General features: G+C 35.3%; 12 protein-coding genes and 2 tRNA genes. 3 read left to right on the top strand and 11 right to left on the bottom strand.

The genetic code is table 11. From position 1 onward, the window contains the following. Positions 1-11 precede the first annotated feature (11 nt). Positions 12-1,265 carry a transcription termination factor NusA gene (nusA, locus tag LNP23_RS08020; protein WP_017498147.1) on the bottom strand — a complete coding sequence of 418 codons (1,254 nt, stop codon included), beginning with the start codon at positions 1,263-1,265 and terminating at the stop codon, positions 12-14. 13 nt (positions 1,266-1,278) lie between these two features. Further along, positions 1,279-1,743 (bottom strand): ribosome assembly cofactor RimP, encoded by a 465-nt coding sequence (gene rimP, locus LNP23_RS08015; protein WP_230004514.1) that lies wholly within the window; start codon positions 1,741-1,743, stop codon positions 1,279-1,281. Positions 1,744-1,919: 176 nt separating this feature from the next. Here rimP and LNP23_RS08010 point away from each other — a divergent pair, with 176 nt between their 5' ends. Beyond that, a complete protein-coding gene (locus LNP23_RS08010; protein WP_230004513.1) occupies positions 1,920-2,744 on the top strand; it encodes a universal stress protein in 825 nt (274 codons plus the stop codon). A 654-nt stretch (positions 2,745-3,398) separates the two neighbouring features. Here the strand turns inward: LNP23_RS08010 and LNP23_RS08005 are convergent. Both LNP23_RS08005 and LNP23_RS08000 read right to left on the bottom strand, forming a co-directional pair. Further along, positions 3,399-3,469, bottom strand: a tRNA-Gln gene (locus LNP23_RS08005). A 108-nt stretch (positions 3,470-3,577) separates the two neighbouring features. Beyond that, a tRNA-Gln gene (locus LNP23_RS08000) sits at positions 3,578-3,648 on the bottom strand. Positions 3,649-3,893: 245 nt separating this feature from the next. Here LNP23_RS08000 and LNP23_RS07995 point away from each other — a divergent pair. Further along, entirely contained in the window at positions 3,894-7,175 is a 3,282-nt protein-coding gene (locus tag LNP23_RS07995) for a glycosyltransferase family 117 protein (protein ID WP_230004512.1), read from the top strand. 92 nt (positions 7,176-7,267) lie between these two features. After that, complete coding sequence (locus LNP23_RS07990) at positions 7,268-7,909, top strand: polysaccharide deacetylase family protein (RefSeq protein WP_047773072.1); 642 nt, start codon at positions 7,268-7,270, stop codon at positions 7,907-7,909. A gap of 23 nt (positions 7,910-7,932) precedes the next feature. Here LNP23_RS07990 and LNP23_RS07985 read toward each other — a convergent pair whose 3' ends face one another. The 7 genes from LNP23_RS07985 to LNP23_RS07955 all read right to left on the bottom strand — a co-directional run bounded on the left by LNP23_RS07985 (position 7,933) and on the right by LNP23_RS07955 (position 14,152). Continuing rightward, positions 7,933-8,235: a thioredoxin family protein gene (locus LNP23_RS07985; protein WP_047773070.1), complete on the bottom strand. Its 303-nt coding sequence runs from the start codon at positions 8,233-8,235 to the stop codon at positions 7,933-7,935. Between the two features lie 74 nt (positions 8,236-8,309). Beyond that, entirely contained in the window at positions 8,310-9,545 is a 1,236-nt protein-coding gene (locus LNP23_RS07980; RefSeq protein ID WP_230004511.1) for a metallophosphoesterase, read from the bottom strand. A 194-nt stretch (positions 9,546-9,739) separates the two neighbouring features. Further along, positions 9,740-9,925: a hypothetical protein gene (locus LNP23_RS07975; RefSeq protein WP_230004510.1), complete on the bottom strand. Its 186-nt coding sequence runs from the start codon at positions 9,923-9,925 to the stop codon at positions 9,740-9,742. Between the two features lie 105 nt (positions 9,926-10,030). Continuing rightward, on the bottom strand, positions 10,031-11,368 hold the full coding sequence (locus tag LNP23_RS07970) for a sensor histidine kinase (protein ID WP_230004509.1): 1,338 nt from the start codon (positions 11,366-11,368) through the stop codon (positions 10,031-10,033). Positions 11,369-11,380: 12 nt separating this feature from the next. Continuing rightward, on the bottom strand, positions 11,381-12,055 hold the full coding sequence (locus LNP23_RS07965; RefSeq protein ID WP_047773066.1) for a response regulator transcription factor: 675 nt from the start codon (positions 12,053-12,055) through the stop codon (positions 11,381-11,383). Between the two features lie 176 nt (positions 12,056-12,231). After that, a complete protein-coding gene (locus tag LNP23_RS07960; RefSeq protein WP_047773064.1) occupies positions 12,232-12,447 on the bottom strand; it encodes a hypothetical protein in 216 nt (71 codons plus the stop codon). 169 nt (positions 12,448-12,616) lie between these two features. Then, a complete protein-coding gene (locus LNP23_RS07955) occupies positions 12,617-14,152 on the bottom strand; it encodes a DUF4394 domain-containing protein (protein ID WP_230004508.1) in 1,536 nt (511 codons plus the stop codon). Between the last annotated feature and the right edge of the window lie 171 nt (positions 14,153-14,323).

Raw genomic sequence — 14,323 nt, 5'->3', positions numbered from 1 at the left:
AGAGCAGATAACTAGCTATCAAACTCTTCTTTTAGTATTTTCATAACATCAAGAATAGTTTCCTCTTCAAGATCTGTTCTTCTTACTAAATCTTCTACTTCTTGTTTCAAAATACTTTTTGCAGTATCTAAACCTATTTTAGCAAATTCTTCAATTACCCAGCCTTCGATTTCATCTGAAAATTCTGTTAATTCAACATCATCTTCATCTGCTGTTGCACCTGCAACGTCTCCTTCACGAATTACATCCAATTCGTAACCTGTCAACTGACCCGCTAATTTTATATTATGACCACCTCTACCGATAGCTTTAGAAACTTCTTCTAATTTCAAGAAAACTTCAGCTCTTTTGTTTTCTTCATCAATTTTGATAGAAGAAACTTTTGCAGGGCTTAATGCTCTTGTAATAAACAATTGAATATTGTTTGTATAGTTGATTACGTCAATATTTTCGTTTCCTAACTCACGAACAATTCCGTGAATACGAGATCCTTTCATACCAACACAAGCTCCAACAGGATCGATTCTGTCATCATAAGAATCTACCGCTACTTTTGCTTTTTCACCAGGAATACGAACTACATTCTTAACTGTAATCAAACCGTCGAATACTTCCGGAATTTCTTGTTCAAATAATTTCTCCAAGAACTTTTCAGAAGTTCTTGACATGATAATTTGAGGCTTATTTCCTTTTAATTCAACGCTTTCAATAATTCCACGAACATTATCTCCTTTACGGAAAAAGTCAGATGGAATTTGTTTTTCCTTCGGAAGTACAATCTCATTTCCTTCATCATCTACCAAGATTACAACTCTTGGACGTACGTGATGTACTTCTGCGGTGTAAATATCGCCAATAATATCTTTAAATTGCTTATAAAGATTTGTATTATCGTGTTCGTGAATTTTAGAGATCAAGTTTTGACGCAAAGCCAAAATAGCTCTTCTCCCTAAATCAATCAATTTAACCTCTTCAGAAACTTCTTCACCAATTTCAAAATCCGCTTCGATCATTCTAGCTTCAGTCAAGGTAATTTCTTCGTTCTCAAAGTCCAGATCTTCATCAGCAACGATTACTCTTCTTCTCCAAATCTCCATATCTCCTTTGTCAGGATTAATGATAATATCGAAGTTATCATCAGAACCGTATTTTTTCTTTAATGCATTTCTAAACACGTCCTCTAAAATTGCCATAAGCGTTACACGATCAATAAGTTTATTATCTTTAAACTCTGAGAATGAATCGATTAATGCTAAATTTTCCATGCGAATTCTTTAATTAAAATGTTACTGTAACAATTGCCTCTTTAATTTCTGTATAAGGTATTTGTTGCTCTTTTTGAACTGTTTCTTTTCCTTTTCCTACTTTTTTCGGTTCTCTTGCTTCCCAAGACAAAATTATAAAAACATCGTTAGCTTCCACTAATTCTGCCTCAATTTTTTCATTATTTGTAGTAACAATCAACGTTCTACCAATATTTTTCTTGTATTGTCTTGTCATTTTCAAGGGTGATCCAACACCAACCGATGCTACTTCAAGAGAAAAATCCTGTTCTTCACGATCCAGATTATTCTCGATTGCACGACTAACATCAATACAATCCTGCAACGCTACTCCATTATCCCCGTCTAAACCTACACTAACCTTGAAAGAATCCGAAATAGACAAATCAATCAAAAAGATTGATGGCTTTTCCTGAAGAGCTTCTGAAATTAATGTGTTTACTTTTTCTTTAAATGTCATAATTTTATAAAAAGAGGGGACACTTAGTCCCCTCATTATTTAGATTTTAATAAATAACGGTGCAAATATAGTGTTTTTTTTATAAATCAAAATAAATAGATTGCTCTAAAAATATTTCTTATCTTTATGTAGCATAAAACACAAGAGATTATTCCTACTATCTAACCCAAAAAACTATGAAACGAATTTTAGTACCTACCGACTTCTCAGAACATGCAGAAGACGCTTTAAAAGTCGCTGCACAAATTGCCAAAAAAAACAATTCGGAAATCATTGTATTACACATGCTCGAGCTGCCGCATCAAATGAATGACGCAATTACAGGGGGCGCAAGCATTCCCGAAACCATGCTCTTCATGAAAAAAGCAAATCAAATGCTCGATGAAATCTCCAACAGACCCTACCTTGACGGAGTTAGTGTGACCGAAATTGTAAAAATGGACAAACCCATCCACGGCATCACACAAGTAAGCAAAGATCACGAAATAGACCTAATCATAATGGGGTCACACGGCTCTTCAGGTGTCGAAGAATTACTAATAGGATCCAACACCGAAAAAGTAGTACGCAATTCCGAAATCCCTGTTTTAGTCATCAAAAAAGACATTTCAAATTTTAATGCAGCAAACATTGTCTTTGCTTCTGATTTTTCTGAAGAAACCAAAAAACCTTTTGAAAAATTCTTAAATTTTACCAAATTCTTTGACTCAACCATCCATTTAGTTACCATTTGCACTCCAAACAGCTTCAGACCAACTCATGTTATTCAAAAAGCGATGAACGAGTTTATCGCCGAATTTAATATGACCAATTACTCCACAAATATCTACAACGATACCAATATCGAAAAAGGAATTTTAAACTTTTCGAACACCAAAAACGCAGATATTATTGCAATGTGCACACACGGAAGAACCGGATTTGCTCATTTTTTCAACGGAAGCATCAGCGAAGGACTAGTCAATCACGCCGTCAGACCCGTTATAACTTTCAAAATCTAAACAGCTCAAAAAAACTAAAGCTGACAGGTTTTAAAAACCTGTCGGCTTTGATCCATAAATTTCTATTGCGATTTACTTCTCCTATTCACTTTCGCTTGAGTCTCCTGCACCAAGAGAACAAACGAAACACCTAATCTTTTTTAAACTTTGCAGCTTTGCAGCTTTGCAGCTTTGCAAGATTTCCACTAAATTTAAACACAACACTAAAAAGCTTCTCACTTGAGCGTTTTTTTTTGAATAAAAACGATAAGTTTTAAATTCTCCATTAAAACCGACCCAAACACCTCAAAAACTAAAGCTGACAGGTTTTAAAAACCTGTCAGCTTTGACGTATAAAAATAATAGTAAACAATTTTGCCGTACAATATTATTTTCGGAAAGAGAAATCACACTGACACTCCGACAAAAACTAGTGCTTTTCTATACCGAATTCCTATTGTGATTTCTCATTCCTCGAAAGAACAAACTGGGCGTGTATCGTACAAACGGAGCGTTTTTTAAAACAGACTAGATCCCCTCCCTATTCCAGACTTGGAATTTGGAATTTCAAAAATTGGAATTTGAGAAAGATTTGGAATTTGGAATTTTGAGATTTGAAATTTCAAGAAATTTTGTTGCATAAAAAAAGCCTCTCAAATTGAGAGGCTTCTTATGTTGGTCTACAAGGACTCGAACCTTGAAAGACTGCACCAAAAACAGTTGTGTTACCATTACACCATAGACCAGCAGTGCTGTTAAGCGAGTGCAAATTTAAAACTTTTTTTAGTTTACACAAACTTTTTTTGAAAAAATTTATTCCATAAAAAAAGCCTCTCGATTGAGAGGCTTTTATGTTGGTCTACAAGGACTCGAACCTTGAAAGACTGCACCAAAAACAGTTGTGTTACCATTACACCATAGACCAGCAGTGCGGTTAAGCGAGTGCAAATTTAGAGCTTTATTTAGTTTGCACAAACTTTTTGGGCAAAAATTTTCATTTTTTTTCGTTTTTTCTCCTTTAAAACCGCTAATGTTTTCGCAAGTATTTCACCAACAACAGATTACTTTAACCAAATAGTTTTCTAGATTTTTTTGTTAATGCTCTATTCTTTACACAAAAAAACATTTTCTTTGTAGGATAGAAAACATCTAAAATTATAACACCTAAATATGGCACAATTCAATTTCAATAAATGGAATACAATTATTGGTTGGTTTGCATTTGCAATCGCTTTAATCACCTACACACTAACTGTTGAACCTACCATGAGCTTTTGGGATTGTGGCGAATATATCGCTACAGCAGCTAAACTAGAAGTTGGTCACCCACCCGGAGCTCCTTTATACCAAATGATGGGTGCGTTTTTTGCCATGTTTGCAACAGATAACCAACATGTAGCCTTAATGGTTAATATGATGTCTGTTTTCTCCAGTGCATTCACGATTCTATTTTTGTTTTGGTCTTCTTCTATGATCCTGAAAAAAATCATAGCCCGTTTTTCCGAAATTAATCAAAATAATTCAATTGTTATCCTAGGAAGCTCTTTTATCGGAGCCCTGGCTTTTACTTTTTCAGATAGCTTTTGGTTTAACGCTGTTGAAGCCGAAGTTTATGCAATGGCCTCTTTGTTAATTGCCTTACTTTTTTGGCTTGGCCTGCGTTGGGAACAAGACATGGACAAACCTAAGGGAAACAAATGGTTATTGGTTATCTCTCTTGTTATTGGTCTTTCTTTTGGAGTCCACTTCATGGCTTTATTAACCATTCCGTCAATAGGATTTCTATACTATTTTAAACATTACGAAAAAGTTACCATCAAGAACTTCTTAATTGCCAATGTTGTAGTTATTGGAGTATTGTTGTTTATTTTCAAATTACTCCTTCCGCTAACCATGGCGTTCTTCGGTAAAACCGAAATATTCATGGTAAACAGCATGGGACTTCCTTTTAACTCCGGAACCATTTTTGTTGCTTTACTTTTAATTGCTTTCTTTTATTTTGGGTTAAAATTCACCAAACAAAAAGGCCTGATTTTCTATAACACCATCATTCTTTGCATCTTGTTTATTTTAATAGGATTCTCAACCTGGATGATGTTACCGGTTCGTGCTAACGCAAATACGGTAATCAACGAAAACAAACCATCAGATGCCACTGAAGTTTTGGCATACTACAATCGTGAACAATACGGTGTAAATCCGTTGTTCTACGGACCACAATACACAGAAGTTTTTGCAGGTTTAGACGCTAAAACACCTTATTTAGACAAAAAACCGAACTACGAAAGAGATTATAAAACTGGTAAATACATCATTACCAACAACTATAAAAACGCAGAACAAAATACGGACGACAATCAAAAAACCATTCTGCCAAGAATGTGGAGTACCGAACCGGGACACATTGAGAATTATATTGGTTTCACACACCCTCCGGGCTTCAAGATAAACCCAAATTATCCTTACGAAGATGATTTGGCAAAATATGGCATAGACGCCAGTCAATTAAGCGAAGAGGAATACAACAAAGCCACTGCTCAATTGCGTAACGAAGTTGAAAAAACGATTTCTGAATTCAGAAAAGCATATGCTCAAAAACAAATTGACAACGAAGGTTATGTAAAATTCCTGAAAAGCTACGGCGATTACTTAATTATCGAGAAACCAACAGCTTCTGACAACTTCTTTTTTATGTTTGAATATCAATTCGGATATATGTACGGAAGATACCTGATGTGGAATTTTGCCGGACGCCAGAACGACGTTCAGGGGAAATACGACAATCTGGACGGAAACTGGATTAGCGGAATCAAAGCCCTTGACTCCATCCACCTTGGCTCTCAGGACAACTTACCTACAGATGTACTAAACAACAAAGGAAGAAATACATACTTCTTCCTGCCTTTCATCCTGGGACTTATCGGACTTATGTATCATGCGAATAGGGACCTTAAAAGCTTCTACGTTCTTTTGGCCTTATTCTTATTTACCGGAATCGCATTAAAAATTTACTTAAACGAGAGACCTTTTGAGCCTCGCGAAAGAGATTATGCGCTGGTAGGATCCTTCTATGTGTTTGCCATCTGGATTGGCTTTGGAGTCTATTCGTTGTACGAGACGATTCAGAAATACATAGCTCCAAAAATCGCCGGACCAATAATTATTGCTGCAACTTTCCTTGCTGCTCCTGTTTTAATGGCTTCTCAAAACTGGGATGATCATGACAGATCAGGTAAATATACTGCTGTAGCAATGGCAAAAGCTTATTTGACTTCCTGCGACAAGAACGCAATTTTATTTACAATTGGAGACAACGATACTTTCCCATTATGGTATGCTCAGGAAATCGAAGGCGTACGAACAGATGTAAAAATTGTCAATACAAGCCTTTTCATGACGGATTGGTACATTGATCAAATGAAAGCCAAATCGTATGAATCTGACCCACTACCAATCTCTTTTACACATGCTGAATATGTAGGTGATAAACTGGATTATGTGGCTCACATTCCAAAAATAGAAACGCGTTGGAACATTAATGACTTCATCAGCTTTATTAAAAATCCAAAATCAACTGTAGGTTTACAAAACGGGCAAACCATTCATTTTTACCCAACTAATAAAATCAGAGTTACCGTTGATAAAGACTTAATTATTAAAAACAAAGTCGTTAATCCAAAATACAATGATTCTATCGTTCCTTATATGGACATTGATATCAAAGGAAGCGCGTTATACAAAAATCGTTTGATGATGTTGGATATCCTGGCTAATAACAACTGGAAAAGACCAATCTACTTTAGTGGTGGTGCTTTTGACAGTGAAGATTACTTATGGCTAAAAGACTATTTACAATTAGACGGAATGGTTTATAAATTAGTTCCGATAAAAAATACTGCTTCAAAAGAAGGCGGACCATTAGACATGGGACAAATTGATGCTGACAAAATGTATGATATTGTAATGAAATGGGATTGGGGCAATAGCGAAAGCAACAAAATCTATCACGATCCTGAAACAAGAAAAAACAGCATCACATACCGCACAAACTTATCTCGTTTAATGAACCAATTGATCGCTGAAGGCAAAATTGACAAGGCAAAAAAAGTCATTAATTTAGCTATGACAAAAATGCCGATCGATAAATTTGGTTATTATTCGTTAGTTGAACCTTTTGCCGGTGGCTATTATAAAGTTGGCGAAACAGCAAAAGCACATGATTTGCTGAATAAGCTAGTACAGAAATACAAAGAAGATCTGAACTATTACGCCACATTAAGCGCTTCTGACCAAACGGACTTAGCTATTGATATTATCACTGATATCGAGCGTTACAGAAGCTTATTGGAGGTTATGAAAAACAACAACGACATCACTTTCTACGAGAAACATAAAGTAACTTTTAACACTTACGTAAATGTTTTCGAACGTTTTGGAAGAGAAAAAGAATAATATACGAAAAATTTAGCAATTAAAAAAATGCAGTGCTGTTTGATAAATAGCACTGCATTTTTTAATTTTACATATCTCTAAATCATTTTACGATGAGCTTTTATTGGGTAAAAACAAATTCATTTATAAAAAGGGTATTTTCTAAATATTGCTGGGACATTCCCAACAACGAAAAGAAGATATACCTCACCTTTGACGACGGCCCTACTCCGGAGATTACAGATTGGGTTTTATCTGAGTTGAAAAAGTTTGATGCCAAAGCCACTTTTTTCTGTATCGGAAAAAACATAAAAGCAAATTTGTCGCTATTTGAGAAATTGATCACAGAAGGACACTCCATTGGAAATCACACGATGAACCACGTAAACGGATGGAAAATTCACACGAATGATTATATCGAAAATGTTAAAAATTGCGCACACGTATTAGAAGAACAGGAAAAAACAGGTAGTCGTCTGCTTTTTCGTCCTCCTTACGGGAAAATCAAAAAAGCGCAATCTAAAATTCTACGCAAACTAGGCTACAAAATAGTAATGTGGGATGTTCTGAGTGCTGATTTTGACCGTTCTATTACTCCTCAAAAATGTTTGGAGAATGTTACGAAAAATGTAAAGTCAGGAAGTGTGATTGTATTTCATGACAGCATAAAGGCTTCACCGAATTTAAAATTCGCCTTGCCTAAAACCTTGCATTTTTTAAAAGAAAATGGATATACGTTTGATATTATTCACTAAATAACAGCAAACCGTGTGTAGTATTACATATCGAATTGTTCCTGCACAATACCAATGATAGTATTTGCATCAAGCTCACCTGACTGCCTCCAAATCATCTGACCTTCTTTATAGATCATCAAAGTCGGAAGTCCTTTTATACGAAGTGCCTCCGCCAGTTCCTGATTTTTATCTACATCAATTTTGATTACTTTGGCCTTATCACCAAGCGCAGCGGCAACATCCTTAATAACAGGATGCATAGAAACTGACGATTCATTCCAATCTGTGTAAAAATCGATTAACACAGGGACCTGAGCATTTATTAGTTCTCCAAATTTTGACATAAAACCAAAAATTTAATTTTTTTAAATCTACTAAAAAGAGATAAATATTTTACAAATGTAGCATTTTTACTTAACTAAGCGACATTGTTACCTTTTTTTAGTTCAATGACCGTTATTTCCGGCATGATACCCACTCTTCCGGGATAAGCGTGAAAACCAAAACCGCGGTTCACATAAACATACCTGCCTACCTCTTCATATAAGCCAGCCCATTGTTTATAAATGTACTGTGCTAAACTCCATTTAAAATATCCCGGTATTTCAATACCAAACTGCATGCCATGTGTATGACCTGACAGTGTTAAATGAAAGTTTTTCGGATGATTCTTTATTTCATATTCCCAATGGCTTGGATCATGACTCATCAGGACTTTAAAATCGTTTTGATCTACGTGCTGTGAAGCTTTGTTCAAATCGCCTGCTTTTTTAAAATTCTTTCCCCAATTCTCAACACCAACTAAAGCGATCCTATCGTCCCCTTTCTGAATAAAAGTGTGCTCATTCAGCAAAAGTTTAAATCCGATCTGGTTGTATAATTCTTTTATCGCATGAAAATTCTCGTCCTTTTCTTTTTCAGAAGGCCAAGTCACGTACTCCCCGTAATCATGATTTCCTAAAACCGAAAATTTCCCGTATTTGTAACTTTTTATTTTATTAAAAGTCTCCAGCCAGGGATGCATTTCTGTTGCATGGGTGTTCACAATATCGCCTGTAAACAAAATCATATCTGCTTCTTGCTCATTGATCAGATCAACCGCATAGCTGATTTTCTCAGGATTGTCAAAACTTCCGCTGTGTACATCTGAAATCTGAGTGATCTTAAAACCATCAAAAGCCTCCGGAAGATCCGGAAAAAAGATGGTCTGTTTGATTACTTTATAATTATACTTTCCTTCGAAAATTCCATAAATCAAAGACAGAAAAGGAACTGCTGCCAACCCTAAACCAATCTGACTGATGAATTTCCGCCTCGAGGGAAGAATATTTGTCTCATTTGAATTTTCCACAAAATAATTAACAGCTCCTGCACCTAATCTAAAAACGTCTTCTCCTAATAAAACCAACGTAATTACAATTTTAGGCACATAAATCAACAACATCAGGCCTGTTGTAAACATGAATTGCTTCGTTTGTCCAACGGAACGATCTACCTGCGAAAAAGAGTAAATGATAAAAATTAAAAGCAGTAAACTTATAATTTGATAACTAACCAAAACCCATCTTAATTTAATTAAAGTACGGATGGCTTGGTAAGAATAGAACTCAATAAATAAAAAAAGAGCGCAAAGAATTACAAAACGAATGATCATTAGTTATAGTTCTAAGCAAAGTAACAAAGAATGGATTTTTTATTGCTTTTTATTATCAAAAATTTAACTCAAATATAAATCAAAAGGCCGACAAATTTCTTTGCCAGCCTTTTAATCTACTTAAAATTTATCCCTATTAACCATTTCACAAACCAAACCAAAAGCCATGAAATTACAATAAAAACGACTTATTATTATTTCATTTCTGTTTTAGACGCTGCTGGTTTAGCTTCTGTTTTTTTCGCTTTTTTATCTGCTTTTTTGTCTTTTTTAGGCGCTTTTGCTTCTTTTACCGGAGCTGTTTGAGCTGGGGTTGTTTGAGCGTTTACCATTCCTACTGTTCCTAAAACTGCTACTGCTAAAATTGCTAATTTTCTCATGACTTTAAATTTATAGATTATTATTATTTGATTATTTATAGACCAAAGATATAATCACTAAATGAAGTTTAAATGAAGATTTGTAGTGTTAAAAAAAATTAACTTTTAATTAAGTTTTGCAGTCTCAGGCAGTAAAAGTTTAAAAGTTGTTCCGGCATTAATTTCTGAAACAACACCGATTTCTATATGATGAAAAGAAGCAATACTTTTTGCAATAGCAAGCCCCAACCCTTGCCCATCCTGATCTGAACTGATTCGGGTAAATCTGTTAAATACTTTTTCAATCTGAGAGGCATCCATACCAATGCCGGAATCTTTGATGGAGATAAAATACTGCCCGTTCAAGAATCCGTCGGAAACAATGATTTCTCCTTTTTCTTTATTGTATTTAATTGCGTTCGTTATTAAATTGTAGATCAGAATATGAATCAGGGTTTTATTTCCTTTAAAACTAAAATCATGCTGCATTTCATTCGAAAAATGAATCTCTTTGTCTTCAATTCTGTCTTGAAGATCTTCCTGCATATCATTTACAATTTCACCAAAATGAATTGCTTCGTCTGTTGCATACTGATTGTTTTCTATTCGGGAAATCAGCAACAGATTATTGATGATCTTTTTGAGCATATCTAAAGTTCTGAGCGAACCCGCAATTTTATCAACCGCCAGATCATCTAAGGACTCATTTTGCAACAGGTTTTCGAACTTATTTTTGAGCAGTGCAATGGGCGTAAGTAACTCGTGGGAAACATTAGAAATAAATTGTTTTTCTTTTTTAAAAAGTTCCGCAATACGATCCATCATTTGATTCAGAACAAAATCAAGTTCTCTGAAATCACGCGATGTTGCTTTTATCGGTGTATGATCAAAAGCTTCGGGTTCATTGACCCGCCTGATTTTGGTATCGATAATTTTATAAAAAGGCTTCAATAAATATTCAATAAAAAAAGTATCTGCTAAAAAAGTAATTAAAAGAATGATCACAAACACAATAATAATAAAGAACCGGATGATAAAAGTAAGGTCTTTTATTTCGGCAAGACTGCTTCCAATCTCCAGTTTATAATTTTCATTGGCATAGGTAAAATGATGCTGTAGAATTCGATATTCATTTTCTTCGCCTTCGATCACCCTGTAAGCATTACTGAAAGTCGTTTTCTTTTGATGGGATTTCGTTGTGGTTCTTGAAAGCACCAGAAATTCGCTGTGCAAAGTTGAAAACTGCGAATACGTATCTGCGGTATCGCCCGTATTCTGGATAAAATTGTTGATTTCTTCCTTGTCCAAATGATCCAGGAATTTTTTCTCCTTTTCGACTAAACTATTGTTGATGTGCCTATAAACTACTTTCTCGACCAAAATAGGCAACATTAACCACAAAATAAAGATCAGCAATAATCTTGACAGTGCGTTAAAAATAGCCAATTGGTGTTTTATTTTCAAAGTCGTTACTTTTTAAACATTAATTCGATATCCGACATTTCTAACGGTTTCAAACCAGCTAATATCGGTATGTTTGTCTAATTTTTTTCTAAGATTTCGAACGTGGACATCAATAAAATTCGAGTCTGAATTTACCTCCAGTATATCTCCCCAAATGTGCTCCGTTAATTGCAATCTGGTAATGACCCGATTTTTATTCAGTACCAAATACTGAAAAATATCAAATTCTTTTTTGGTCAGATTGATCGGGATAGCGTCATAACTTACTTTATAATCCTGCAATTGCAGTGAAAAACCATGCACTACTAAATCGTTTAAAGTAAAACCATGCATTCTCCTGATCACCGCATAAAGACGTGCACTCAGTTCTGTTAAAGCAAAAGGTTTGGTCAGATAATCATCGGCACCCAAATGCAAACCATTTATTCTGTCGTCTAATTCTCCACGAGCCGTAATGACAATAACTGCCATTTTGGATTTTGTTTTGCGCACCGCTGTCAGAATTTCGAAGCCATCTCCGTCCGGCAAACCAAGATCTAACAGCATGGCATCGTACTCATTACAGCCGATTTCCTCTAATGCATCCGCACAATTATGAACCACTTTACAGACATAACCGCCATTGCATAAAAAATCATAGACCTCTACGGCAAGTTCTTTATTATCCTCAACAATTAAAATATTCATAGTTCAAAGTTCTAAAAGCAACTAAATTTAAGCAATTATGAAAAAATTAGCTCCTTATTATTTAAAAAAATTAACGAATAAAAAAAGCTGACAAATTTCTTCATCAGCTTTCTCCATAATTATCCTTTCTGTTTTGCCTCCCTTACAATCCTTAAAAAGCAAAACAAAAACAACTTTTATTTTTTCATGTTTGCTGTTTCTGATTTCGGAGCTTCTTTTTTAGTAGATTTCGCTTTTTTATCCGTTTTGTGTTTTGGATGTTTGGTTGCTTTTGTCTCTTTTGCCGGAGTTGCTTTAATTTCTTTAGCAGGTCCCACTTTTACAGGAGGAAAAGCATTTACCATTGCTGTTGTTCCTAAAATTGCTACGAGTAACATTAAAAAATTTCTCATGATTTCTATAATTTTGAATTAATAACCTTTTTAATTACAGATCAAATTTACTTCGAGAAAATGAAGAGAAAATGAAGAAACGAGACCACTAAAAAATTTTAACTTTAATTTATAAAAAAGCGGCTGAAATGCTCCAGCCGCTTCTTCTATATCAATTTTCGCTATCCTTTTAAAAACCTAATCCTAAAGTCATTGAAGTGACGGCCGGAGAAAAATCAACCGTTTTTGTTGCGGCACCGGTTGTCAGGTTTATTTTGTAAATAGATTGTGTAGTACTAACCGTTAATATAGCAAACGCTTCACCGCTATTTCCTCCTATATCAAAACCATTCATTCCTGTAGTTGTTACCCCCAAAGCTCCCACTGGCACCAAAGTCCCATTATTTGGAGGGGTTTGTAGGTACAAATTATTATTTCCTGAATCAATTACAAACAACTGTGTCGAGGAAGCCTGTGCAAAATTATTGGTATAAGCTGCTGCCGAAACAGAGGGTGTACCCGGATTCAGAAAACTATCTGTACCCACAACTGCTCCTGTGTCAGGATTCAAACGAAGATTTTGTCCCAAATTACTCACCAACCTTATTCGGTCTACGGTTGGATTAAAATCAAATCCGAAATTCTGTCCTGACAATATCGGCGATAATACGGAGCCAACCGCTGTTACCTGACCGTTTGAAGTATTAACCGTTAGCAACCTGTTTTGATTGGTCAGCGCATAAAGAGCTCCGTTTGAAGGTCTGAAATCCAACCCTACTACTTCCTCACTACTATTCATCCCCATCAAAGCAACCGAATTGGAAGTTCCTGTAACGGGATTTAATCGGTATAAAGAATTTGTTGCGCTTGTGGCATAAGCAATAGGTTTTGATTTAAATGCAACTTCAACAATTTGCTGTGTAAAAGTGCCAACCCAAACAGCCTCTCCATTCGTTAAATTAATCGTATAAAGTCTGGATTCACTGCTTTTATTGTTAACCGCGATTCCTAAATTAGAATCCGGCTGTATATCAAACCCTCCAGTTCCTGAAAAATCTACTTTTAAACTTCCTACTTCCTGAAGTTTCCCATCATTTGGCGGATTCTGCAGGTATAGTTTGTCCGTCGTGTAATCAATATCAAATAATTGGGTTGTTGTACTTCCGGAGAAACTATTCGTATAAGCAATGGCATCAACCTGAGTGCTTGCAACTCCATTGAGATTTCCGTCTGTTGACACAACAGTTCCGAGTTCGGGATGTAATCTCAGGTTTTTTCCATTATTAGAAATCAAACGCACACGATCAACCGTTGGATTAAAATCTATAGAAGAGGACGTTCCTTCGATCGCAGGAGAAAAAGAAGCCGCCCCAAGGGGTGTCGCTAATCCTGAATTTTCATTTATACTATACAATCTGCTTGTAGACCCTAAACCATACAATTGTCCCGTTGCCGGTCTGTAGTCAATACTCAGGATACTTTCACCTGACTGCAATCCTGTTATCGTATAGGAACGAATGGGCATTTTTAAATCTTTAGCATTAAAATAAAAGACTTTATTATCATTGGACAAGGCAGTAAAATCTACCGGAGGTGCTGTACTTGGCATTGGCACGGGTTCTGGTTGCTGCACTGGAGTTCTATCGTCATCATTAGAACAGGCTCCAAAAAATGACATTAATCCCATCAATAAAAAGGATCTCGGCGTAAGTAAGGTATCTTTCATAATGTAGTGTTTTAATTAATTATCTACGACAAAAAAAACCTTTTGGTTTTCAAGGCTTTAAAGTTTCCGAAAACCAACAATCCTTCCTTCTACTATTTAGGATTAACAAATAACAAAGCAATTTCTAACTTAATATTATAGTGATATTCGTAACTTTGAAAATTGAATTGA

Source organism: Flavobacterium cupriresistens (genome assembly GCF_020911925.1).
Lineage (GTDB): Bacteria > Bacteroidota > Bacteroidia > Flavobacteriales > Flavobacteriaceae > Flavobacterium > Flavobacterium cupriresistens.
Note: the sequence above shows the minus strand (reverse complement) of the source record. Positions and strands in the feature narration are given on the sequence as shown.